We start from the raw sequence: 25,199 nt of genomic DNA, 5'->3' as shown, positions 1-25,199 counted from the left end.
CATATTTTATATTTATATTTATTTATATTTATTGAAGTAAAATGTTGATGTATAGGTATATAATTTTAAACAAAAAAGACGACTAAAAAGTCGTCTTTTTTTATATAAATTAACTTAAAAATTTTTTTGAAAATTATAAATTTGTAATAAAAAAATCATTATGTTAAAATTGTTACACTATTAAATTTGATTAAGGAGTTTTATATTATGAATAATTTTGTCTTTCAAAATCCAACAAAAATTATTTTCGGAAAAAATCAAATAAGTAATCTAGCTAGCGAAATTGCTAACTACGGAAAAAACGTGCTACTTGTTTATGGTGGTGGAAGTATTAAACGTAATGGTATCTACGATAAAATTTTTAAGCAATTAGCCGATTTTAATATTGTAGAACTTTACGGAGTGGAACCAAACCCTCGTGTGACTACAGCCCAAAAAGGCGCTGATTTGATAAAAGAAAATAATATTAATTTTGTTCTTGCCGTAGGTGGTGGTTCTGTTATCGACTGCACAAAACTTATAGTTGCAGCGGCTCATTATGAAGGTGACGCTTGGGATATAGTAACAAGAAAACATATTCCTACAAAAGCTACTCCTTTTGGAACGATATTAACACTTGCAGCAACAGCATCAGAAATGAATGCAGGTAGCGTTATAACAAATTTAGAAACACAGCAAAAGGTTGGCTGGGCTTCGCCACTTGTTTTTCCTAAATTTTCTATTTTAGACCCAACTTACACTTTCACACTACCAAAAAACCAAACTGTGAATGGTATAGTTGATATGATGAGCCATATCTGTGAACAATACTTTAACGAAGCTGACAATAGCGACTTGCACGATGCTATGATGGAGGGAGTTTTAAAACAAATTATTCACTACGGACCTAAATGCTTAGAAAATCCCCAAGATTATGAAGCCCGTTCTGTTATCATGATGGCAGGTACCATAGCACTTAACGGTCAATTACGTTGGGGCTTTGACGGCGATTGGGCTAGCCACGGTTTAGAACACGCAGTTAGTGCCGTTTTTGACATAGCACATGCAGAGGGCTTATCTATTCTAATGCCTAACTGGATGAAATATGTTATGCCAAACCACACTGCCAAATTCAAAAAATTTGCTGTCAATGTATTCGATGTAAATACTGAAGGTAAAACAGACCAAGAAATAGCCCTAGAAGGTATTAATAAATTACAAAACTTCTGGCAAGAAATCGGAGCACCTACAAAATTAACAGAAAAAAATATTCAAAAAGAAGATATACCTAGTATAGTAAATGCAATAGCTAGACCAGTAGGAACAATGCAGCCCCTATCAAAAGAAGGTGTCTACAAAATTTATGAAATGAGTTTATAAGATATAAATAATAAAATTTTTAAGAAATTATAATTACTTATTACATTTATTAAAAAAGTAAATAACACTTAAAAATTATAAAAAATTTTCAGCTTATCTAATTAAAAAAGAAGACTCGCAGGTCTTCTTTTATTTTATAATATTTTTAAAATTTTCTTGCACGTCTAAAAAATTAATAATTAGCATTTCTAACTATTACTTTATTTTACTTAATCATGTATATAACCGCTAAATGTTACTAGATATTTATGATCATTTATTTGCACCACTGAATATATTTTTAAGTTTCCTCCAATCAAAGTATCGTATTCTTCAGACTATTCAGAATAATAATAGTTCCAAGGGTGTAGAACTTAAAGATGAATAATATACTTGTATTCTTTTAGCTTTTTGATGTAGAATTTCACCTCCATTAATAGTTGATACATAAACTTATTTCAGTAACAGTTACTGGAGCTGGTTCTTTTAAATTAAAAGCATTTTTCCCGCCTACGCTAGCCTCTTGAGTAACAGGTATTAATAAAGTTATTGCAGAAAACATGCTAGCCAAAAACTCATATTTTAATATCTTAATCATGAGAAACCCTTACTTTTATTAATTATTTAGTATTATGTACATATACTAGCCAAAAGATAGCACAAAAAATTTTCAATAAAATATTAATATTTTAATTCAATAATAATTTTATATAATATAAAAAAACGACTATTTATTATCTTTTTTCCTATATTTTAATATTATAAGTACATTAAATTTATTGCATGAATTGTCCAAATAGCTAAATTTTCATTAATCTTATATACAAAATAACTAATAACTAAAATATTTAGTATTCTAATTATTACCTTAATTATTATACTTCTTTTCTTAACATTATGTATTAGATCCACACCTATTACTACTTAATACTAGTGCGGTTGCTCCTATTTTGATTTTTCTATGTATTTGCTACTACATAAAATAAATAAAAATTTTTTATTTACGTTCAAATAGTATAAAAAAAAAACATAAAAAACAAGTCTTTTATTTGCTAAAAATATATGGTATAATGATGTAGTTGAGGCTTCCAAAGATAATATTTAAATTTAAATTATTAGGTAAGTTTTATTATTTATTTTAATAATTCTAGCCTTGCTAATAGCAAAAAATATTAATAAAAATTACCTCTTCCCATATCAATTTTCAAATTCTTAATCCTATAAAAAATTATAGCTATTTTTAAAATTTATTATAAAATTTTTATATCTTCTCCCCTAAAAATCTTCACCCATTTACAGACCTAAAACCTATATTAAAATATATTATCTGCTTGAAAATTTCTTATATAATTCAATATTTACTTAATCTAGTTTAAAATTTAGCATCTTTTAATTTTTTCTCCACATTTTAAAATTTCAATCTTTACCCTTTTAAAGCTACCCTTTCCTAATCAAAACAGCAAATAGTATTTATAACTTTACTAAGTTAAATATATTTTATATAATTAATCTTTAAAAAATTATTAAATTTATATTGAAGTGAGGGTTATATGAATAAATTATTTTCTAAAAAGACAGGGGCTATTCTTTTTTTATTAAATGCCGCTGTCTATTTAACAACAGAATTTATCGCAGCTATCGGCACAGGCTACCCCCTAAAAGATGTTTACCTTTATAACTTTATCAGTTCACTAGGTGTCTATCCAAATGATTTTGTAAAAGATATTCCGCAAGGTTTTTCTCCTTTAGCCTGGGTTATGAATTTCGGTTTTATATTTACTGGACTAGTTTTCTTTCTTGCTTATTACTTGCTAATATTCCAAATAGTAAAAAAAGATAATAAAGCCTTTAGCTATATTTTACTGCTGATTTCTATAACTTTCATGTCAGGTAGTATCCTAGTCGGACTTTTCCAAGGTGGTGTTCCTTCAGAAGATGGCTTACACGGCTTAGGGGCAAGATTATCATTTTTAGCAGGTAATTCAACTTTAATTCTAAGTGGACTTGCCATAAGAGATAAAGACCTAAAAAAATATAAAATCATTAGCCTAGTTCTTGGAATTTTTGGAATTTGTTCAGCCTTTGGTATGCAAAATGCTATAAATAATCATAATCAACTACTCATGGTTGTATTTGAACGCCTAACAGTTTATCCTATCACCCTTTGGCAGATTATTACGGGGCTAATTTTTTTAAGAAAATATAAAAATACTAACAATAAATAGGTTATTGTTAGTATTTTCCTTTATTCATCACTCTTTTTTTCTTTTTCTGATTTTTTATCATTTTTCTTTTCATCAGGTTTTTTAATAATACTTTCGTTAATTTGCTTTGATTTGTCTATATTGGCTAATTTCTCATCTAAATTGTCAAACATAATAGACTTGCTGGCATTTTTAAGATAATTTTCCCCTATTGGCAAATTAAAAATAATTTCTCCGTCATAGCTAAGGGCATATTCTTGACGGACAAAGTCTGTAATAAAGTAGGGGTCTTTTAGCTTATTAATTATAACCTCATTTACCTTATTTTCTGTTTGCAACTGGCTGATTTGATTTTCCTGATTTTGTAGAGTTTCTTCCAGCCTTCTTTTCTCCTTAGAGTAGAAATAGGTTCTAACCAATGTTAATGTTAATAAGACTAGGCACACAGATAAAATTATATAGGCTCTTCTTTTTCTGTATTTCATTTTTGCCTTAATAACATCTCGTCTAAAGTTTTTATCATCTTTTCTTATTTTTTCTTTAGACATTGATTATCCCCCCTTATTCTAATCTTTCTTTTTCTGAAATTAATTTAAACATTTTTACTGCATCTTCTTTTTTGACGCTGTCTTTTATTTCTAAAACTTCATATTCCACTTCTTTTTTGGCAAAGTAAATCCTAATTTTATCTCCTACTTTTAACGAAGTAGATGCTTTAGCAACTTTCCCATTTACCCAGATATATCCTTTTTGGCATATTTCGTTGGCAATGGTTCTTCTTTTTATTATGCGTGAAACTTTTAAAAATTTATCCAATCTCATAAAATAAACCTCCGTTTATTCGTATAATTATTATTACACATAAATATAAGTTTAGCAATTATAATTTATAAAAAGTTAAAATTTATAACTAATTTTAAAATTTTTAGCTGACTTCATTACTATAATTTATGGCTCTTGCTATTTTCGGTTTAGCTTCTTTAGAGGCAATAGAAAATTTTTCTAGTATTTTCTCAAAGTCAATTTTCCCCTGTTCATAGTCTGCAACTTCAAATTCTAATTCATAGTCTACTAGCTCTTTTAAAAAATATGTTTTATCCATCACCAAAAGCCCCTCTGGGATTTCTTTTTCCTTGCGAATAGTTTTTATCTGCTGAATTAAGACTAAATCCTCGTCTACATTAAAGGCTAATAATTTTTCCTTTATCAGCCTTGGCAAACTGGCAACTTTCAAACTTGCTACAAGTTCCTTATTTTCCCATACTTCATTAATTTCTATATTAGATCTAGCTCCTTTTATTTTTAAGGTTATCTCACTTTTATTATTAGTATGACGAATACGCAGGGCTGCATTATTATTTTTTAGGCTTTGCCTGCTATCTTCATAGTAGTAATTACTATTCTTAATAGTCCCTAACTTATCTAAATTATAGTATTTGTAAATAGCCTCATATTCTTTTTTATTCAACATATTTTTAAATTCTATTTCTATTTCCGGCATATCATTCAACTTCCTTTAATTTTTCAATGGCTAATAAAAAGGGAGAATTATTTTTTTGATTGATAAAATGATAATTCAAGACTTCAAAATATTTTTGGTCTAGGCTAAAGGCAAAATCTAAAATTATTTCCTTTTCTACTTTTCCCTCTGCATGCCCCCAGTAGACTATTACAACTATCAGCCCTCCAATTTCTAATCTAGTCAGCATTTTTTCTAAGGTTTTTTTTGTAATTTCACCCTGCGTTGTAATAACATGACTTGCCCTAGGTAGATAGCCCAAATTAAAAATTACTCCCCTAATTTTTTCATCTATATACTTGTCAAACTTTTCATGACTATCTCTTATCAAGCTAGCCTTATGACTAAGCTTATTTTCTAAGAGTAAATTTCTTGTATTTTTTATGGCAATATCCTGAATATCAAAGGCATATACTTTTTTGCCGAACTTTTAGCCAAAAATAAAGTATCATTGCCATTCCCACAGGTTGCATCTACCACGATACTATTTTTATCAATTTTTTCTTTTAAAATTTTTTTTGAAAAAGCTAGTACCTTATCCATTATTTTTACCTTTTAAATTTTCTAGTAAAGCATCAATATCTATGTAGGCATCTTCCACTATGGTAAAATCTAATAAATTTTTAAAAATATTGGCTATTTCCGAGGTGATTTTTTTATCGTCAGACTTATTTACTTTGATATTTTCTAAACTTTTTTCTATATTTTCTATTAATGAGTTACTTTCTAAACCTTCTTTGTATTCAGGAAGATAGTTTTTTATATTAGTATCTAGGGCTTGTAAAAAGGGAGGAACATATATAGTTCGCAAATTATTGACTTCTTCACCCACCACAGAAGCTAATTCTGCCAGCTCTGCCCTATAAACTTTTTCATTTGCACAACCGACTTGCTCCATGACAAGAACTTGATGATTATAAGGATAGTAGCTATCTAACTCTACCGAAATATTTGCAGCCGTCAAATCATCATAGCATTGAGTAATTAAAAGATGTTGCTTGGCATTAACATTAGAAAAAGCATTAGTATTTGTTGCATCTAGCAGACTAAAACCTTCTACTGGGTCAAATTTAGCCAAATTAAAACAAATATCTAAAAAACTTTCTCCGCCTATAACTTTTACTTCTTCACTTTTTTCCAAAATTATTTTTGTTGTTAATTCTGCCACCATAGGATGACCAGGTAAAAGATAAATTACATCTTCATCTTTTGCCCTATCTAAAACATAAGTTGCTATCTTGTTATAAGTTTCAAAAAATTCCTCACTATCTTCATAAAAAATATCACAAGTTTCATATTTTATTTTGTTATCATATAAAAATTTTATTGCTGGATGTTCCTTTGTTCTAGCAATAATGCACGCCTTAGTATTTAATAATAAATTTCTTATATTTTCCTTAATACTATATTCTTCATTTGGTCCAAGACCTACTATGTATATCATACAATACTCCTTATGACTTATTAGTAGTATTATACTATAAATAACTTTTTAATAACATAATTTAAATTTATAATTTATTTTGTTATTGTATTTAGGGAAATTTAGTTGCTTTTATTTTTTATTGTTAGGTAAAATAAAAAATCTTGTAACTAAGTTACAAGATTTTTGTTTATTATTAAGCTACGCGAACAAATACTCTTCCACTGCCACCATAAGCACTGCTTTCAACTGTTTGATTCCAGTTATAACCACCGTGAATAGCACGACCGTTACCCGCATATACAGCAATGTGAGGCACTCCGTATCCACCGTCAGCATAGTAAATTAAGTCTCCTGGTTGAGCTTCTTCTGCTGAAACTACACTTCCTAAACTTAAGTAGCCAGCTGGCCAATCGTGGAAATTAATTCCTACACTTCTTAATGAGTTAGTAACCAACATTGTACAGTCTTGGTAAACACCAACTTGGGCTCTAGCCGCTGCTAAGATAGCTGCTCCCTTCCCACTTACATTTGCTACTGGGCTAACCACAGGTGCTGGAGTTTCTACCACAGGTGCTGGGGGGGCTACAACTTCTTCTGCCGGTGCTACCACTGGAGTTGGTGCAATTACTGGTTCAACTGCTACAGCTTCTTCAGAACTAGCTTGAGCAACTTCTTCTGTTACTAACAATTCTTTACTTACATTAAGTGAACGACCCACTAAAACAAAGTTTGGATTTGCAATTTTATTATTTTTTGCTAAAACGTCTACTGAAACTCCGAATTTAAGAGAGATTTTGTATAATGAATCTCCTGGAAGAACAGTATAAAATCCATTTTCTTCTGCTTGTGCTACTTGAGCAGATACAGTATTATATGTAAGTTGATCCCCTGGGTGGATTAAACTACTTGTTAAATTGTTATCTCTCATAAGTTGTTCAACTGTTGTCCCATTGTTACGTGCTATATCCCAAAGAGTATCTCCTGATTTTACTGTGTAAGTATCAGCATCAGCTATTGTAGAAAGTCCTAGTGTTATAGTTGATATAAGTGCCGTTCCTGCTACAAATTTTTGTAATCTTCCCATTAAATTTTCTCCTTTAATCATTAATTTCTTTTTTATAAATTAATATCCCTTATCTTATTTTTTAAAATACAAAAGTTAAAAATAATTTATATCCTTAACTACAATATAAATTCTAATATACTTTTTTTATTAATGCAATAGCTGTAACACCTTTGTAATAAAAGTGATATTCCTCTGAAATAGTATTGCAAAAACAAATTTAAGAAAGCTTGATATAGCAAGTATTCTTTAAATATATTACAAAAAATATATAAAATTTATTTCTTTATTTTAATCATCTTTTATAGTGTTATTTTTATAGGGGATTGTTATTATATATTTAAGCAAAGGAGATTAGAGAATTTGCAAAATATAAAATTACTAGCTCTTTTTATTGATATTTACTTTCATTTTTCGCTATGCATTATACCTATTATCCCCATATATAAGTATGCTTTCAGTAAGGGAGGAGAATTAGATGCTCGGGGTAATATTACTTTCAATAGAAAGAAAGCTATAATTAATTCACTTTTCTTTATTATGGTTATAGCTATAACATTTTTTATTATAGATTTTGCTACTTGCTTTATCAGTAGCTTTTTTAAACATACAAATTAAAATTATTCAAATTATTAGTTGTATTCTAATTATCAGTATGGGCTTAATCCAAATAGGACTTATCAATTTTAATTTCTTTAAGCAAGAATTTTCTCTAAAGAAAAGAAAATTTCAAAAAATAAATCCCCTAGTTGCTATTATTATGGGTTTTACATTTAGCTTTTCTTGGACAAGCTGCATTGGATCAATACTTGCCAGCGTCTTTTTGTATGCGAGTAGCCACACAGGACTAATGGGCATGATAATGATTTTAGTACATTCACTGGGTTTTATTCCACCATTTTTAATTGTGACAATCTTTACAACAAAAATACTGAATATATTAAAAAAGAAAACAAATATTTTAAAATACGCAGTTACTATTTCTGGAATAATCTTAATTCTTATAGGTATTTCTATTTTAACTGGTTATTTCCAAAATATAGTAATTAGATATTTTATTTAAGGAGCTTTAAAATGAAAAAAATTATACCAATTCTATTGACTTTATCCTTAATAACTACGGCTTGCTCTAAGGAAGAAAAAATACAGCGACACAAGAGCCTAGCCAAAAAACTGAAACTACTAAAAGTCAAACGACAGGCAAAAAAGAAGTCTTTAATTTTACAGCAAGAGATATTGACGGCAACGAGGTAAAACTTAGTGATTTTAAGGGCAAAAAAGTTTATATTAATATGTGGGCGTCTTGGTGCGGATCGTGTATCAAAGAAATTCCAGAACTAGAGGAAGTCTATCAAAAATTAAAAAATAAAGATGATGTGGTGTTATTGTCAATGACTTCGCCAAGCGATGCAGAATTTAAAAATGTCAATGCACAAGACAATAAAAAAGATGTTATTTTAGACAGGGTAAAAAGTTTGGGTATTAGCTACCCAGTTTTATTCGACTACAACGGCAGATTTATTATAAACTACGCTATCCGTTCATTTCCAACTCATATTTTTATAAATTCTGACGGAACTATTAATTATCAATTCCCCGGTTCTATCAATAAAGAAATATTAGAAAAAAATATTAATGAATTAACATAAATAAAAACTAGCTACTATCTTGTAACTAGCCTTTATTTTATATTTTTTCTAAGTAAAATCTAAAAAATTATTTTGCTACTAGCTTATAGCCTAAGTGAATTTTAAATTTACGCTAATATCCCTAACATAAAATTTAAAAAGCTAGGATAAAATCTTACATTATATAGTTGCTATCAAAATATAAATTTAAAATAGTATATTCAAAAATAAATGCCATAAAATTTTTTCTAAATTTCTAAATTTTACTTCTTGCTATTAAATTAATTTCTACTAAATTCATCTCAATATTTAAGTTAAATATTAGGGTCTTTGATAGCAAAAAACTAGCTACTATCTTGTAACTAGCCTTTATTTATAATTTTTCTAAGTAAAATCTAAAAAATTATTTTGCTACTGGCTTATATCTAAGTGAATTTTTTAAGATAACTACTTATTTAAACCTAAACTTATTAATACAGAAAATAAAATTTTACTTTAAATTATATAGTCTTTTAAAAATTCTTGTGTTCTCTTGTTTTTTGGCTTACTGAAAATAATGTCTGCCCTATTTTCTTCTACTATAATTCCATTTTCCATAAAATAAACCCTGTCGCAAATATCTCGGATAAATGATAATTCATGGGAAACTATTATCATGGTAACTAGGTATTTTTCTTTTAAATCTATCATTAGTTTCATTATTTCTTTACTACTTTCCGGGTCTAAGGCACTTGTTGCTTCGTCAAATAAAATTAGCTTGCTTTCCATTGCCAAAGTTCTTGCTATAGCAACTCTTTGTTTTTGTCCTCCGGATAATTGACCTATGCTACGGTCAAAATAATTAGCCAAGCCGACTTGTTCCAAGGCTTTTTTTGCTTTTTGTAGGGCTGTTTCCTTGCTTATTTTTTTTACTAATACCAAAGTTTTATAAACATTTTCCAAGACATTCCAGTGATTGAATAGGTTAAAGTGTTGAAACACCATACCTATTTCACTACTCAAGGGGCTTTTTGCTTTAAAGGCCTGCTCGCTACTTATGATTTCATTTTTGTATGTAATAAGACCCCCATCTATACCCGACAAGCCAGCTACTGAACGTAGTAAACTAGACTTGCCACTCCCACTTTTTCCGATTAAGCCGACTATTTCTCCTTCTGATATTTCAAGGGATATATTGTTTAAAATTTTATTATCGTTAAGAACTTTACTAACATTTTCTAACTTTAACATGGGGCCTCCTAATTTTTTATTGCATATTTTTTCTCTAGTCTATTAAATACAAAAACAATAACTGCATTTAGGGCTAGGTAGATAATAAAGGCATAGATGTAGGGCGTAATGCTGGCTGTCCTGTTGGCAATTTGTTTTGTAATCAGTAGTATTTCTGTAATGGCAAGAACATTTATTAAAGATGTATCCTTAACCAAGGCAATAGCCTCGTTGGCAATACTAGGCAGGGTTATTCTGATAGCTTGGGGTATAATAATATAAACAGCCCTTTGCCAAGTAGTATAGCCTAAAATATAACTAGCTTCATACTGACCATTGTCTATACTTTCGATACCACCACGCAAAATTTCCAGTATGTAGGCTAGATAATTTAGGGAAAAAGTAATAATCGCACAAGTAATTGCACCCACATTTATTTTCAACATGGGAAAGACGCCATAATAGAAGAAAAATAATTGTAACATCAAAGGGCTACCCCTAAAAATCCAAGTATAGACAGAAATAATTTTATTGATGAGTTGATTTTTTCTAAGGTAGATACTCGATAAAACTATGGCTAAAGGAAAGGAAATAAATACCGTAACAAAGTAAACATAAGCCGTATTATACATACCGTCTAAAATCGTAAAAAAAGTTGCAGTTTCTTTTTCTTGTGTATTAGGGTCTGCCCCTAACCACTTTTCTTCTAAAGAGGATATGGTCCCGTCTGCTTTAGCTTCCCTTAAAAATTTATTGATCTCTTCAATCAAGCCTAAATTTCCTTTTTTAGCTGCAACAGAAAAATCTGCACTTTCAACAATATTTTTCGACACATAGATATTAATATTTTCTTTTTTTGAAATGTATCTGGCTACTATTTCGTCAATCAAAACTCCATCAACAGAAGAATTTTTTAAGTTTAACATGGCTTGGTTGTAGTCGGGATAAGATTTTATTTCTTTAAATAAGTCTTTTTTTTCAGTAGCCACTTTTTCAGAACTACTATTTACCTGTACAGCAATATTTTTACCCCTTAAACTTTCTAAACTCTCATATTTTTTATCTTGCAAGGATACTAAAACTAAATTATCATCAAGATACTTGTCAGATAATTCCATAGCCTTAGCTCTTTCTGGTGTATGGGTTAGCCCATTCCAAACTAAGTCAATATTACCACTATCAAGGTCAATTTCTTTCGTATCCCAATTTATTGCCTTAAATTCAATATCCTTGCCTGTCCTTTTGGCAAATTCTTTTGCAAGGTCAATATCAAAACCAACAAATTCCCCCTTTTCATCTACAAAACCAATGGGTGCAAAAGTCGGATCCAATCCAACTACAATTTTTTCTTTAGCAAAAGCACTGACAAAAAAAATATTTGCTACTAAAATAAATGATAAAATAAAAATACATATTTTTCTTACATAAATCATGAGCTACCTCCAGCTAAATTTTCTAACAATTTTAAATATATTCCTAATATTCTACTACAATTTTATAAGTTACTCAATAGCAATTATCTAGAAATTTAGCCAGTCAGATTGAATTTTAAGTATTTTTGTATAATTAAAAGTGTAAAACAAAGGAGTTAAGTAGTTATTCAAAAATTTTTAAAGAAATAATTCTACCCAATAACTTGAAAATAAAAAATAATGAAGCTATCGAACAAAAATTAAATTTAAAAAATTTAGAAGATTTAAAACTACCTCCTAAACTAGTGAAAGAAATTATTAAAAATATCGGTTGGTTCAATATAAAATAGGCTAGAGAATTTTAATATTCTCTAGCTTATTTATTTAGTAATTCATTAATAACTTTTGGATATAAATTATGTTCAATCTTATGGATTTTTTTTGCTAAACTTTCATAGTTATCATTATCTTCAACAGCTACTACTTCTTGTGCAATTATTTTTCCTGTATCCATACCCCTATCAACCCAGTGAATAGAAACACCTGTGTACTTAACACCATAATCAAGTGCCATTTGGATAGCGTCTTTACCCTTAAAGGCAGGAAGTATTGACGGATGAATATTTATTATTTTTCCTTCATAGGAATTTAAAATTGTTTCTCCGATAAGTCGCATATATCCAGCTAAAACTATAAAATCAATATTTTTTTCTATTAAAAGTTTTAAAATTTCCTTTTCGTAGGATGCCTTGTCAGAAAAATTTTTCTGTGTTAATACGGCTTTTTCTATATTATATTTCTCGGCTCTTTTAAGTACATATGCATCTGCCTTATCACTTAACAATAAATCTATAGCCATATTTTTTATGTTGCCAGCCTGCCATTCTTTGACGATAGCTTCAAAATTACTTCCATTCCCTGAAGAAAAAATTGCCACCCTAGATACCATTTATTTCTACTCCTTGTTTTTCTACCACATGACCTAATTTATAAGCTACTTCCCCTTGCTCTTTGGCAATAGATAAAACCTTATCCACATCTTTATCAGCAACTATAACTATAAAACCAATACCCATATTAAATATATTATAGGCTTCTGCCCTGTCAATATTTCCTTTGTCAATAACAAAATCTATTATTTCTGGAACTTTTACTTGAGTAACATCAATTTTTGCTCCGTACTGACCTAAACATCTAGGTATATTTTCATGAAATCCTCCACCAGTGATATGTGCCATACCTGTCAACTTAACCTGCTCTTTGATTGCCTTTATTAATTTAACGTAAATTTTTGTGGGTTCTAGTAATAAATTTCCTAATTTTTCACTCAAGCCATAAGTTTGATTAATATCAAAATTATTTTCTTTGAAAAGCACACTACGCACCAAAGAATAACCGTTAGAGTGGAAACCAGAAGATGCAAAGCCTATAATAGCTTGACCAGCTTTTACATTATCAGTGTCTATCAAATCTTCTTTATTACAGGCTCCTACTGCAAAACCAGCAATATCATAATCTTCAATAGAATACATGTCAGGCATTTCTGCAGTTTCTCCACCTATTAAAGCCGCTTCTGACAGAACACAAGCATCAGCTACACCCTTTACTATCTCTTCTATTTTTTCTGGAAAATTTTTACCACAAGCAATATAGTCTAAAAAGAACAAGGGATCTGCTCCTTGGGCTATAATATCATTTACGCACATGGCAACTGCATCTTGCCCAATCGTGTCATGCTTGTCTGCCATAAAGGCTAACATCAATTTTGTTCCTACTCCGTCTGTGCCAGAAACTAAAACTGGCGAAGTATAGCCATATTTTGTTAAATCAAAAACTCCTCCAAAAGAGCCGAAAAAGTCTACTGCCCCCTTATTTTTTGTTCTTTCTATATGTTTTTTTATTCTTTCGACAGAATTATAACCAGCTGTTAGACTAACTCCAGAATTTGCATATCGTTCACTTGCCATTTATTTTCTCCTTAATAAAAATGTATTTGTCAACATTTTAAATAACTTCTTAAAATATGAACACAACAAAACTTTAACTTACTGCCAATAAAAATATTTTTATTGCTATAAAAGTCAATTTATTTTGCTAGGTCATCAAAATATCTTTTATGACTAGCCAAATATTCGTTTTGTATCGGTGTTAAATTATTCAAATATTCTTCTTCGTAGTCGTAAAGCCCAGCTGAATAATCTCCATTGAAACATTCCATACAAAGTCCCTTGTAAGCTGCATCATAATTTATTCCTATCCCCTCTATCAAACCATCTTCACTTAGAAAGGCTAGAGAGTCTGCTTGAATGTAATCTCTAATTTCTTCTAGTGTTTTGTTAGCTGCTATTAATTCTTGTGTCGTTGATATATCTATTCCGTAAAAACTAGGGAATATCAAACGGGGTGAGGCGATACGAACATGAACTTCTCTTGCTCCAGCCTCCCTAAGTAATTTCACTATCCTAGCAGAAGTTGTCCCTCTTACTATGGAATCATCAACTATAACGACACTTTTATTTGCAACAACTCCTTTTACGGCAGAAAGTTTCATACGAACACCCTGTTCACGTAATTCTTGAGTAGGCTGAATAAATGTACGAGCCACATATTGATTTTTTATAAGACCCATTTCATAAGGCAAGCCGCTTGCTTCAGCATAACCACTTGCTGCTGATAAGGAAGAATTGGGAACACCTATTACTATGTCTGCATTGGGACTTGGAGCTTCTTTTGCCAAAATTTTACCTGTATTTTTACGAGCTGTATGAACATTTATTCCAGCTATATCAGAATCAGGTCTTGCAAAATAAACAAATTCCATAGCAGCTATCGAAACGGTAGTATTGTCTGTATATTTTTCTATTTTATAACCGTCTTTATTTATTATTACCAATTCACCAGCACCTATATTACAAATAAAGTCTGCACCCACCGTATCAATAGCACAAGTTTCACTAGCTAGGACATAGGCTCCTGATTTTGTTTTACCTAATACTAGGGGTCTTAACTCGTTAGGGTCTACCACTCCATACAGAGTGTCTTTTTCTAATATTAGATAGGTAAAGCCTCCTTTTACCTTCTGCAAACTCTCTTTTAATTGCTCCTTAAAGGTAGACTTTTTACTTCTTCTTATTAGGTGGATAAGAACTTCCGTATCGGAAGATGAATGAAAAATTGCCCCTTCTTTTTCCAAGTCCTTACGCAAACTTTTGGCATTTATTAAGTTGCCGTTGTGGCAAATACCTATACTCATATCAAAAAAATGAAATAAAAAAGGTTGAATATTTTGAATGCTGTTGCTACCTGAAGTTGAATATCTAACATGACCAATAGCTATATTTCCAGCTAAGGAATGTAATTTTTCTTTGTCAGCAAAAACTTCTGACAGTAAACCTAAATCTCTGTGTCCCCTTAATTTTTCTCCATCACTAACTACTATACCAGCCCCTTCTTGCCCCCTGTGTTGTAAACTATGCAATCCGAAATAACTGATGTTACTGGCATTATTATGATTATATACACCAAAAACGCCACATTCTTCATTTAACTGTTTCATATAAATCTCCTTACTTATCAAGTAATTTTTCTAATCTTGATAAAACTTCTTCATAGGCTTCTTCCACATTGCCTAAATCTTGACGAAATCTATCCTTATCAAACTTTTCTAGTGTTTCCTTTTCCCAAAGACGTACAGAATCTGGACTTATTTCATCAGCAAGAAGAATTTTTCCACTAGCATTTTTTCCAAATTCTATTTTAAAATCTACCAGAATAAATCCTATTTTAGCAAACAATTCTTGCAGTAAATTATTTATTAACAAGGCCTTTTCTTTTATTACTTTTAATTCTTCTTTTGATGCTAGTTCTAAGGCTAGAGCATGGGCAGAATTAATTAGGGGGTCGCCTAATTCGTCATTTTTATAAGACATTTCAAATATGGCTTCTTGAAAAATTTTCCCTTCTTTTACACCTAGTCTTTTTGTTAAACTGCCTGTTGCCCTGTTACGAACTATTACTTCCAGCGGAAATATATCTACTTTTTCACACAGTTGCTCACGCTCGTTTAAAGTTTCTAGCCAGTGAGTAGCTATACCGTTTGATATTAAATATTTATATATCAAGGTAGATATTTTATTATTATAAATTCCCTTAGCATTTATAACATCTTTTTTCAAACCATTAAATGCTGTAGCATCATCCTTATATTTCATTATTATTTTATTTTTATCATCTGTTGAATAAATTTCTTTCGCTTTACCCTTATATAGTAATATTCCTCTTACAACCATAATTTCCTCTTCTTTAATTTTTATTTAAAATATTTTTTAATTTATATTTTTATTGAAGCTAACTAGAATTAATTTTCAATAAAATATTTTTTCTCTTTTCACTTAGCTAATATTTTTACTTCTATATTTATACCAACTAACAGAACCTCTTTGTTTGTTAGTAAGTTAGTCTGTAAAATATTTAACTCCTGAACCAAAAATATCTTGGAACTTGTCTCCCTTAATATTTTTATAAAGGTCTTTTGTATATCTTTCAGAATGCCCCATTTTCCCTAAAATTTTTCCATCTCTACTTGTAATAGCCTCTATGGCAAAAGTTGAACCGTTTGGATTGAAATTAGGATGCATTGTTGGCTTGCCGTCAAAGTCCACATATTGCAGGGCTATTTGAGAATTTTCTATCAATATTTTCAAACTATCATCTGCAACTTTAAAAGAACCCTCTCCATGTGATACGGCTATATTATGAATACTTCCTATTTCCATATTAGACAACCAAGGTGAATGGTTGGCCACAACTTTTGTTGCTACAATTTTTGAAATGTGATGATTTACATCATTTCTAAATAGGGTTGGGCTAGTTTCTATAACATTATCGAACTGACCGTAAGGTAAAAGTCCAGACTTGACAAGGGCTTGGAATCCGTTGCAGATACCTATTATTAACCCATCTCGCAATAGTAAATTTTCTATGGCTTGTCTGATTTTTTGATTTTGTAAAAATACGGCTATGTACTTACCTGAACCGTCCGGCTCATCTCCAGCTGAAAAACCACCAGCCAAAGCAAGTATTTGAGCTGAATTTATAGCTTTTTCTAAGCCTAAGATTGACTCTCTAAACATTTCTGGATTTAATGTTCCTAGTGGTAATATTTCCACTTCTGCACCAGCACGCACAAATGAATTTTCTATGTCGTACTCACAGTTTGTTCCGTAAAATACAGGTATTACCACTTTGGGTTTTGCCTTACCTAAACAAATATTACTAGAAGTAACTATTTCTTTTTTTGGTTGAAGCAAGTCTTTTAAAGCATATTCTTTATAATTTTTTTCATGCTTGTATGTAGTTGGATAAACTTTTTCCAAAGGTTTTTGCCAAGTTGAAATAATTTCGTCAATATCTATTTTCTCCTCAGCTATTTGAATATATCCCGACCTAGTTTTTCCGACAAAGATAAATTCTTTATTTTCTAAGGCTTTACTACTTTCAACTACAAAAGTTCCGTAAGATAGGCTATTTAATTTTGCTAATATCTCTTCATTTTCTACTTCAAGACCTATCTTATTACCCAGGGACATACTTGCAAAAGTTTCTAGTAGTCCCTTATCTTTGACAGATGAAATAGCTAGTAAGTCGCCACTTTCACGCAAGCTTTCTAATATATCAAAATTATTTTTTAATTGCTTGTAGTTGGGTGTAAAATCTTCTTTGGGATTATGCTCCAATACATAGACATAAGAATTAAGATTTTTAAATTCTGGAGATAGGACACCTTGAACCTTACCTGTTGTCAAGGCAAAAGATATAAAAGTTGGCGGAACAGTTATATTTTCAAAAGTTCCAGACATGGAGTCCTTGCCACCGATAGCAGCTAGGCCAAATTCATTTTGTGCTTCAATAGCTCCGAGTAAGGCTGAAAAAGGTGCTCCCCATTTTTCTTCAACCTTGCCCAGTCTTTCAAAATATTCTTGAAAACTAAATTTTATTTTACGCCAATTACCACCTGTTGCTACTATACGAGCAAGAGATTCTACCACTGCATAACTTGCTCCGTGAAATTGCGACCACTCTGCCAAGTAGGGATTAAAACCATGGGATAATAAGGTTATAGTATCTGTATCTCCCTTTTGAACAGATACTTTTTGAACAGAACATTCAGCTTGAGTTAGTTGATATTTACCTCCGTATGGCATTAAAACTGTTGTTCGTCCAATGCTGGCATCAAACATTTCTACAAGCCCCTGTTGACTAGCAACATTTAAGTCTTGCATAACATTCAGTAATTCTTCCTTGTAGTTTATAACTTTTTCTTTTACAAAAGGATTTGGCAGACTTGGTTTTTTTAATAAAACATTTGTTTTTACGGTCGCTCCATTAGTATCTAAAAAGCTACGTTCTAAATCGACAAAAACTTTATTTCCATATGTCATATAAAGTCTTTTTTCTTCTGTTACATCTGCGACATGGGTTACTTCAATATTTTCTTCATAGCAATAAGCCTTAAATTTCTCTACATCCTTAGCTTCAATAACAACAGCAATACGTTCTTGAGATTCTGACAAGGCTATTTCCATACCTGTCAAGCCTTGGTATTTTAAAGGAACCTTGTCCAAATATATATGAACTCCGTCAGCCAATTCTCCAACAGCTACCGACAAACCACCAGCACCAAAATCATTAGATTTTTTAATTAATTTTGTTACCTCTTTATTTCTAAATAGGCGTTGTAGTTTACGTTCTTCTGGAGCATTTCCCTTTTGTACTTCAGATGCAGCAACTTCTACCGATTTTTTATTGTGTCTTTTTGATGAACCAGTTGCTCCACCAATACCATCTCGCCCTGTTCTTCCTCCAATCATTAACACTATATCTTTTGGAGCTGGACTTTCACGACGAATAGCAGAATATGGACTTGCTCCTACCACTGCCCCAACTTCTAAACGTTTGGCAACATAATCTTTATGAAATACCTCTTTTACATAAGTTGTAGCTAGACCTATCTGATTTCCATAAGAAGAATAACCATGAGCAGCAGTTTTTGAAATAAGACGTTGTGGTAATTTACCAGCAAGAGTATTTTCTAAAGGCTCTGTAATATCTCCTGCACCCGTAATACGCATAGCCTGATAAATATATGACCTTCCTGATAAGGGGTCACGAATTGCTCCACCTAAGCAGGTTGCAGCTCCACCAAAAGGCTCTATTTCTGTTGGGTGATTGTGGGTTTCATTTTTAAACTGCACCAGCCACTTTTCATAAACTCCGTTCACATCTACATAAACAAAGATAGAACAAGCATTATTTTCTTCGGAAAATTCTACATCTGCAAGCATTCCTTTTGCTCTTTGATGACGCATTACTATTGTTGCCATATCCATAAGATTTTCTGGTTTATTTTCACGACCAACTTCTTTTCGTAAATCCTTATATAAGTCATAAGTTTTTTCTATTGCTTTAGAAATAAAAGATTTTTCTATACTCACATTCTCTATTTCAGTTAAAAAAGTTGTGTGTCGACAGTGGTCCGACCAATAAGTATCCAAAACTTTTAATTCTGTTAAAGTTGGTTGCCTATTCAAAGTTTTAAAATATTTTTGAATATGTAGTAAATCTTCTAAGCTCATAGCCAAACCTAATGATGTAGATAAATTTTTCAGTTCATCTCCAGCAAGATTTGTAAAATTATCAACTAGGACTACTTCATTTTCTGGATATAAATTTTCTTCCAAGGCAAAGACTTGCAAGTTTTTTTCTCTTGATTCAATAGGATTTAAAAGATATTTCTTAATAGCTGTAATCTCTGCTTCTAAAGACGCCCCCTGCCATAAATATATCTTGCCACTTTTAACACTAACTTCATTTTCAGGTTCAAGCAAATTAAAACACTGTATAGCTGCGTCAGCCCTCTGGTCAAATTGCCCAGGCAATAACTCTACTGCGTAAAGATTATAATCCTTAATTTCTAACTCACTATATATATTATCAGTTACTCTCTCAGCAAAAATACTTTCTTCAGCACGATTTAGTAACTCTTCATCTACATTAAATATGTCATAAACATTTATTATTCTTAGTTCTCTTATATTTATTCCTAAAAATTCATTTAATTCTTTTTGTAGCGATTCCGCTTCTACTTGGAAACCACTTTTCTTTTCAACAAAAATTCTTTTATCTATCATAATAACTTCCTTATATTTTATTTTATAATTTATTAAGCTACTAACTTACTTATCTAATATCTTTTCTATTGTTCTTACTTTTTTCTTTAAATTTTCAATATCCTTATCCAAAACAGTTAAATGCCCTATCTTTCTGTTATGTGCATTACCTTTTTTTTCGTATAAATGTATTTTCGATATACTGCCTATTTCAGAAATATTTTTTATTAAAATTTCATAGTCTTGACCCAGTAAATTAATCATAGCATTGGCTTGTAAATATTCTGATTTCAACAAGGGGAGATTACATATTGCCCTGATGTGTTGTTCAAACTGGCTAATATTAGCAGCGTCTATTGTCCAGTGTCCAGAATTGTGGGGTCTTGGTGCAATTTCATTGGCAAGTAATTTCCCATCAACCAAAAATAATTCTATGGTCAGTATTCCCACAATATTAAAATTTTCAAAAAACTTTTTGGCTGAAACCTGTATTTTATCTACTAAAGATTTTTCTATTTGACAAGGTACTAAACTTATGTGGAGGATACTATTTTTATGACTGTTTTCTCCTATGGGAAAAATATCAAAATCTCCTGCCACCGACTTAACACATACAGCCGAAACTTCTTTTTCAAAATCAAGTCTTTTTTCTAAAATACAGGGTAGACTTAATAATTTTGAGGCTTCTTCTATATCTTCTTCCTTAAAAATATTTACTTGTCCCTTGCCGTCATAACCTCCAAAGCGAGTTTTTAAAATGCAAGGAAAACCTAGACTTCTACATGAAACTATTAATTCTTCTTTTGTATCTACTTTTTTATAGGGGGCAACTTCAAAACCAGCTTCTACTAACTTATTTTTTTCTAGCAACCTATCTTGAGAAATTGCTAGAGCATTGTAGCCTTGTGGGACATAACCTCCACATTCTTCTAGCCATTTTACAGAAGTTGCCGGAATATTTTCAAATTCATAAGTTATAAGGTCTGTTTTTTCTGCCAAAAGTTTTAAAGCGTGCTTGTCATTATAGTCTGCCAAAATAAATTCATCAGCCACACCTTTTGCACAAGCATTTTCACTCGGGTCTAAAACAATAGTTTTATAACCTAAAGTTTTAGCAGCTACTGACAACATCTTACCTAGTTGCCCACCTCCAATTATTCCGATACAAGCAGGCGGATTTATAGTTTTAAACAAGGTCATTATTCATCACTCCTACCTGAATTTTTGCTTTTTCTATATAGTTTAATAATTTTTTATGAATTTCAACATCACTTAAAGCAAGCATTCTAACAACATATAGGGCAGCATTTTTTGCTCCAGCATCTCCTATTGCCATAGTAGCTACTGGTACTCCAGCTGGCATTTGCACTATCGAATACAAAGAATCTACACCACTTAGATTACTACTTTTTATAGGAACTCCAATTACTGGTAAAGTCGTAAGGCTGGCTACCATTCCCGGAAGATGAGCAGCCCCACCTGCTGCCGCAATAATAATATTAAAGCCTCTATCTTTTGCATTTTTAGCAAAATCATACATTAGGTCTGGACTTCTGTGGGCACTGACCACTTGTTTGTGATAGTCTACACCAAATTCATCAAGTAAAGCACAGGTAAGTTTCATCGTCTGCCAATCGCTAGAACTACCCATTATGACCGCTACTTTTTTCATTATTCGTAAACTCCTTTGTTTATTTCAATATTTAAAATTAATATTCGTATTTTCTTTTAATTATATCACTTGTTTATCTCTTTAGCAAATAATATTCGTAAAAAATAAAAATTTTCTTGGTTTTTAAAAATAATGTTTGTGTTTTATAAAAATAAAAATCTATACTACTAAATTTAGTAATATAGATTTTAGATGTATTTAGGGGGAGGTTGACAGCTTTGACCTGAAAATTTTTTATAAAATTTTTAATATAAATATTCTAAATATTTTTTCTGATAAAATCTTCTATTTTATCAAAAGGTATAATATCTAACCTATCATATAAGTCTACATGATTTGCATTTGGAATTATAAAAAGTTCTTTATTATTCCCTCTTAACTTTTTAAAAGCCTCCTTGCCAAAGTAAAGAGAGTGAGCTTTTTCGCCATGTATGATTAAACAGGCACTTCTTATTTCATCTGTATACTGCAGAATTGGCATATTCATAAAAGAAATACTTGAAGTTACATTCCAACCCTTATTAGAATTTAAAGAACGTTTGTGATAACCCCTAGCAGTTTTATAATAATCATAGTAATTTTTTACAAATTCAGGAGCATCTTTTGGTAGCGGGTCAACTACACCACCAGCAAGCAAGTAATCTCCATTTTTATAATCTAGGCTTCTTTGCTCATTTAATTGTTTACGAATTTCATATCTTTGCTCAGCATCTACTTGGTCATTATATCCTTTTGAAATTACCCTTGTCATATCGTACATCGTAGAGGCAACAGTTGCTTTAATTCTCGTATCTATGGCAGCGGCATTCAATGCCATACCTCCCCAACCACATATACCAATTATAGAAATTTTTTCTGCATTCACATTTTCTTGTACCGAAAGAAAATCTACCGCCGCTGAAAAATCTTCCGTATTTATATCGGGAGAAGCAACATTTCTGACAGCTCCGCCACTTTCACCAGTAAATGACGGGTCAAAGGCAAGAGTAATAAAGCCTCTTTTTACCATTTCTTGTGCATACAGACCAGAAGATTGTTCTTTTACCGCTCCAAAGGGTCCAGAAACTGCAATAGCAGGTAGTTTTTCTTCTTGATTTTTTGGGCTATACAAATCAGCCGCAAGTGTAATTCCGTAACGATTTACAAAAATTACTTTTTTATGTTCAATATCTACACTTTTTTCAAAAGTTTTATCCCACTCTCTAGTTAAATTTAAATTTTCCACAAATTATTCCTCCTTTATTTTATAAGTAAAAATTCTACTCTAACATTTTTATTATTCATAGCTTTTTCTAAATCTCCTACATCATCTATACTTGCTATTTTTGTGTAATTCCAAGTATTCGTGCCGTAAAATATTACAATATCTCTACTATTGTATAAAAAAATATCACCTTTTTGACTTGTAATTTTCTTATCATCACTAGCTATACTTTGACCAAGAGAACCAACTTTTTCAAAACCTGAATAATCTTGCATATCTATAATGATAGGTTTTTCTTTTAATAAATTTATTAAGTCTCTAACAGCTACATTGTTTTCTAATTTTGCTGTGAAATTAAAATTATCTATTTTTACATTTAATTTTAAATTATCTATTTTTTTATTCATTTCTATTTTTTCTTCCGAATTATTATTTGAATTTGTATCAACTTTTTTATTGAAACTGTGATTACAAGCTGACAATAAGAATATTGCAATCAACAGTAAAAAGAATATCTTTTTCAAAATTACTCCTTAATATTTTTTATAAATCTCGCAGGAACTCCGCCGACAAGAGTATTTTTCTCCACATTTTTTGTAACAACCGAACCAGCTGCCACAACTGCTCCATCTCCTATTTCTACCCCTTGGCATATTGTAGAGTTAGAACCAATCCAGACATTTTTACCTATTTTAATTCTAGAGGCTAGCATATTCCCTCTTTTTTCAGGACTAAGTTCATGATTAATTGTTGCTAAAACAACTCCATGACCTATAAGACTACCATCACCAATTTCAATACCTCCTTGGTCCTGAAATTTACAGTCGGCATTAATAAAAACATTTTTACCTATTTGAATATTTTTTCCGCAATCTGTATAAAAGGGAGGAAAAAGAACAAAACTATCATCAATTTTTCTTCCTGTTAATTCCTCCATTAAAATTTTTATCTCTTCTTGGCTGTGGTATTTATTATTTATCTCCATAGTAATTTTTATAGCTTCTTGAGATAAATAATGCATATACTCATGTATTTCAGAACCCGCTTTTATTATCCTATCCTGCTCCATATATTCTAAAAATTTTTCTAAATTCATCTTATACCGCCTTGCTCCTATAAATAATTATAAAATTTAAAAATAGAAATAGCAAATACCTATATATTATATCTAGTTATAGTAATTTAGTATTTCTTATGTTATAATAAATTAAATATTTTTAGGAGAATAAGTTATGGAAATTAGAGTTTTAAGATATTTTATAGAAATAGCAAAAGAAAAAAATATTACCAAAGCTGCCAAAAATTTACATGTTACTCAACCTACAATATCAAGACAATTAAAAGACTTAGAAGAAGAACTACAACAAAAATTATTTAATAGGCTAAACCATAGTATACAGCTAACCACAGAAGGAGAAATTTTTTACAAAAGAGCTTTAGATATAATAGATATAGTGGATAAAACGACAGCAGAATTTCATACAATGAATAAATTTAATGGGGGAGAATTACATATAGGTTGTGCAGAATCTTATGGAATAACTACTATTGCCAAAACAATAAAATCATTAAATCAAAAATATCCGAATATAAAATTTCATTTGTATAGCGGCAATTATCAAACTGTTACAGAAAAATTAGACAAGGGAATTTTAGATTTTGCCATAACTGTTCAGTCGGTTGACACTTCAAATTATAAGTACAAAGAACTACCCTACAAGGATATATGGGGAATACTAATGAGAAAGGATAGTCCTATTGCTAAAAAAGAAAAAATTACCATTCCAGAAATTGCAAACTTACCCCTTATTATATCAAGACAAGGATTTTCTGATGAAATGCCCAACGAACTAAAAGAAATGAAAGATAAAATAAATATTGTGGGAACTTATGACCTTCTATATAATGCAAGTCTTTTTGTAAAAGAAAATTTAGGTTATGCCCTGTGCTTTAATAAGCTAGTAGATGTTAGCCAACAAAGCGATTTATGTTTTAAAGAAATTGAACCCCGCTTCTCATCGCCAATGAAAATAATATGGTCTAACAAAAAATTACTTTCACAATCTGCTTCCTTATTTTTAGAAGAACTTAACAAAACTATATAATTTACTAAAATTTTAAAACTCCAGACGAAATACTTAAGAAGTATTTTAAAAACTCAACTTAGCTGTCTTTATAAATGTTTTATCACATATATTTGACAATCCTAGAATTAAAATTTTAAATTTTCGCAAATTACAATAGTAAGTTAGCCACCTCAGGCAAGTCATAAGGACATACATAATTAAATAATTTACGTGGATAACGATTTATCCATTGTTCAACAGCCGTTACTTCGTTAGGAGTAACGGTTGTT

General features: G+C 30.6%; 27 protein-coding genes. 7 read left to right on the top strand and 20 right to left on the bottom strand.

Annotation, left to right across the window (positions count from 1 at the left end; translation table 11 throughout):
- The first annotated feature begins 207 nt into the window (after positions 1-207).
- The gene (locus tag KMP12_RS05115; RefSeq protein ID WP_215756665.1) at positions 208-1,359 is read left to right on the top strand and encodes an iron-containing alcohol dehydrogenase; all 1,152 of its coding nucleotides are present in this window, start codon (positions 208-210) and stop codon (positions 1,357-1,359) included.
- 412 nt (positions 1,360-1,771) lie between these two features.
- Here KMP12_RS05115 and KMP12_RS05110 read toward each other — a convergent pair whose 3' ends face one another.
- On the bottom strand, positions 1,772-1,936 hold the full coding sequence (locus KMP12_RS05110; RefSeq protein WP_215756664.1) for a hypothetical protein: 165 nt from the start codon (positions 1,934-1,936) through the stop codon (positions 1,772-1,774).
- Positions 1,937-2,888: 952 nt separating this feature from the next.
- Here KMP12_RS05110 and KMP12_RS05105 point away from each other — a divergent pair.
- Complete coding sequence (locus KMP12_RS05105; protein ID WP_215756663.1) at positions 2,889-3,563, top strand: DUF998 domain-containing protein; 675 nt, start codon at positions 2,889-2,891, stop codon at positions 3,561-3,563.
- A 20-nt stretch (positions 3,564-3,583) separates the two neighbouring features.
- On the opposite strand, the gene KMP12_RS05100 is transcribed toward KMP12_RS05105, so the two are convergent.
- The 7 genes from KMP12_RS05100 to KMP12_RS05075 form a co-directional block, all read right to left on the bottom strand.
- The gene (locus tag KMP12_RS05100) at positions 3,584-4,090 is read right to left on the bottom strand and encodes a septum formation initiator family protein (protein ID WP_215756662.1); all 507 of its coding nucleotides are present in this window, start codon (positions 4,088-4,090) and stop codon (positions 3,584-3,586) included.
- 13 nt (positions 4,091-4,103) lie between these two features.
- Complete coding sequence (locus tag KMP12_RS05095; RefSeq protein ID WP_215756661.1) at positions 4,104-4,364, bottom strand: RNA-binding S4 domain-containing protein; 261 nt, start codon at positions 4,362-4,364, stop codon at positions 4,104-4,106.
- Between the two features lie 103 nt (positions 4,365-4,467).
- Positions 4,468-5,043, bottom strand: a complete 576-nt coding sequence (locus tag KMP12_RS05090; protein ID WP_215756660.1) for a CYTH domain-containing protein — start codon at positions 5,041-5,043, stop codon at positions 4,468-4,470.
- A gap of 1 nt (position 5,044) precedes the next feature.
- Positions 5,045-5,446, bottom strand: a complete 402-nt coding sequence (gene mnmM / locus KMP12_RS05085; protein WP_253195986.1) for a tRNA 5-(aminomethyl)-2-thiouridylate-methyltransferase MnmM — start codon at positions 5,444-5,446, stop codon at positions 5,045-5,047.
- The gene (locus KMP12_RS07605) at positions 5,443-5,604 is read right to left on the bottom strand and encodes a hypothetical protein (RefSeq protein WP_252344712.1); all 162 of its coding nucleotides are present in this window, start codon (positions 5,602-5,604) and stop codon (positions 5,443-5,445) included. Before KMP12_RS07605 ends, mnmM begins: the two co-directional genes overlap by 4 nt.
- Positions 5,597-6,505, bottom strand: coding sequence for an SAM-dependent methyltransferase (locus KMP12_RS05080; RefSeq protein ID WP_215756659.1), 909 nt, complete (start codon positions 6,503-6,505; stop codon positions 5,597-5,599). The genes KMP12_RS07605 and KMP12_RS05080 overlap by 8 nt, the downstream gene beginning before the upstream one ends.
- Positions 6,506-6,680: 175 nt before the next feature.
- The gene (locus KMP12_RS05075; protein ID WP_215756658.1) at positions 6,681-7,571 is read right to left on the bottom strand and encodes a LysM peptidoglycan-binding domain-containing protein; all 891 of its coding nucleotides are present in this window, start codon (positions 7,569-7,571) and stop codon (positions 6,681-6,683) included.
- A 634-nt stretch (positions 7,572-8,205) separates the two neighbouring features.
- Here KMP12_RS05075 and KMP12_RS07600 point away from each other — a divergent pair.
- Genes KMP12_RS07600 through KMP12_RS05065 form a run of 3 tightly spaced genes read left to right on the top strand, consistent with a single transcriptional unit; the run spans position 8,206 to position 9,199 of the window.
- Complete coding sequence (locus tag KMP12_RS07600) at positions 8,206-8,613, top strand: cytochrome c biogenesis protein CcdA (protein ID WP_252344711.1); 408 nt, start codon at positions 8,206-8,208, stop codon at positions 8,611-8,613.
- Positions 8,614-8,624: 11 nt separating this feature from the next.
- Positions 8,625-8,804, top strand: coding sequence for a hypothetical protein (locus KMP12_RS07595; RefSeq protein ID WP_252344710.1), 180 nt, complete (start codon positions 8,625-8,627; stop codon positions 8,802-8,804).
- Entirely contained in the window at positions 8,786-9,199 is a 414-nt protein-coding gene (locus KMP12_RS05065) for a TlpA family protein disulfide reductase (protein WP_216280201.1), read from the top strand. The genes KMP12_RS07595 and KMP12_RS05065 overlap by 19 nt, the downstream gene beginning before the upstream one ends.
- A gap of 474 nt (positions 9,200-9,673) precedes the next feature.
- Here KMP12_RS05065 and KMP12_RS05060 read toward each other — a convergent pair whose 3' ends face one another.
- Both KMP12_RS05060 and KMP12_RS05055 read right to left on the bottom strand, forming a co-directional pair.
- A complete protein-coding gene (locus KMP12_RS05060) occupies positions 9,674-10,408 on the bottom strand; it encodes an amino acid ABC transporter ATP-binding protein (RefSeq protein ID WP_215756657.1) in 735 nt (244 codons plus the stop codon).
- Between the two features lie 8 nt (positions 10,409-10,416).
- Positions 10,417-11,820 carry an ABC transporter permease subunit gene (locus KMP12_RS05055; RefSeq protein WP_215756656.1) on the bottom strand — a complete coding sequence of 468 codons (1,404 nt, stop codon included), beginning with the start codon at positions 11,818-11,820 and terminating at the stop codon, positions 10,417-10,419.
- Between the two features lie 203 nt (positions 11,821-12,023).
- Here KMP12_RS05055 and KMP12_RS07715 point away from each other — a divergent pair, with 203 nt between their 5' ends.
- The gene (locus KMP12_RS07715; RefSeq protein WP_256442625.1) at positions 12,024-12,149 is read left to right on the top strand and encodes a hypothetical protein; all 126 of its coding nucleotides are present in this window, start codon (positions 12,024-12,026) and stop codon (positions 12,147-12,149) included.
- 26 nt (positions 12,150-12,175) lie between these two features.
- Here KMP12_RS07715 and purN read toward each other — a convergent pair whose 3' ends face one another.
- From purN to KMP12_RS05005, 10 genes are all read right to left on the bottom strand, one after another.
- The gene (gene purN / locus KMP12_RS05050; RefSeq protein WP_215756655.1) at positions 12,176-12,748 is read right to left on the bottom strand and encodes a phosphoribosylglycinamide formyltransferase; all 573 of its coding nucleotides are present in this window, start codon (positions 12,746-12,748) and stop codon (positions 12,176-12,178) included.
- Complete coding sequence (gene purM, locus KMP12_RS05045) at positions 12,738-13,766, bottom strand: phosphoribosylformylglycinamidine cyclo-ligase (RefSeq protein ID WP_215756654.1); 1,029 nt, start codon at positions 13,764-13,766, stop codon at positions 12,738-12,740. Before purM ends, purN begins: the two co-directional genes overlap by 11 nt.
- A 119-nt stretch (positions 13,767-13,885) precedes the next feature.
- Positions 13,886-15,355, bottom strand: coding sequence for an amidophosphoribosyltransferase (gene purF / locus KMP12_RS05040; protein ID WP_215756653.1), 1,470 nt, complete (start codon positions 15,353-15,355; stop codon positions 13,886-13,888).
- Positions 15,356-15,365: 10 nt separating this feature from the next.
- Positions 15,366-16,106 (bottom strand): phosphoribosylaminoimidazolesuccinocarboxamide synthase, encoded by a 741-nt coding sequence (gene purC, locus KMP12_RS05035; RefSeq protein WP_305798417.1) that lies wholly within the window; start codon positions 16,104-16,106, stop codon positions 15,366-15,368.
- Between the two features lie 147 nt (positions 16,107-16,253).
- On the bottom strand, positions 16,254-19,988 hold the full coding sequence (locus tag KMP12_RS05030; RefSeq protein WP_215756651.1) for a phosphoribosylformylglycinamidine synthase: 3,735 nt from the start codon (positions 19,986-19,988) through the stop codon (positions 16,254-16,256).
- Between the two features lie 45 nt (positions 19,989-20,033).
- Positions 20,034-21,167, bottom strand: a complete 1,134-nt coding sequence (gene purK / locus KMP12_RS05025) for a 5-(carboxyamino)imidazole ribonucleotide synthase (protein WP_215756650.1) — start codon at positions 21,165-21,167, stop codon at positions 20,034-20,036.
- A complete protein-coding gene (gene purE / locus KMP12_RS05020; RefSeq protein WP_215756649.1) occupies positions 21,154-21,639 on the bottom strand; it encodes a 5-(carboxyamino)imidazole ribonucleotide mutase in 486 nt (161 codons plus the stop codon). Before purE ends, purK begins: the two co-directional genes overlap by 14 nt.
- Before the next feature lie 259 nt (positions 21,640-21,898).
- On the bottom strand, positions 21,899-22,864 hold the full coding sequence (locus KMP12_RS05015) for an alpha/beta hydrolase (protein WP_215756648.1): 966 nt from the start codon (positions 22,862-22,864) through the stop codon (positions 21,899-21,901).
- Positions 22,865-22,878: 14 nt separating this feature from the next.
- Positions 22,879-23,367, bottom strand: coding sequence for a cyclophilin-like fold protein (locus KMP12_RS05010; protein WP_215756647.1), 489 nt, complete (start codon positions 23,365-23,367; stop codon positions 22,879-22,881).
- A 2-nt stretch (positions 23,368-23,369) separates the two neighbouring features.
- Positions 23,370-23,939, bottom strand: a complete 570-nt coding sequence (locus KMP12_RS05005; protein WP_215756646.1) for a DapH/DapD/GlmU-related protein — start codon at positions 23,937-23,939, stop codon at positions 23,370-23,372.
- Positions 23,940-24,075: 136 nt separating this feature from the next.
- On the opposite strand from KMP12_RS05005, the gene KMP12_RS05000 reads away from it, so the two are divergent.
- Positions 24,076-24,948, top strand: a complete 873-nt coding sequence (locus tag KMP12_RS05000; RefSeq protein WP_215756645.1) for a LysR family transcriptional regulator — start codon at positions 24,076-24,078, stop codon at positions 24,946-24,948.
- Positions 24,949-25,199 lie beyond the last annotated feature (251 nt).

This window comes from Gemella sp. zg-1178 (assembly GCF_018790995.1).
Lineage (GTDB): Bacteria > Bacillota > Bacilli > Staphylococcales > Gemellaceae > Gemelliphila.
The sequence above is the reverse complement of the archived record's forward strand: the minus strand, read 5'-3'. Positions and strand labels throughout refer to the sequence as shown.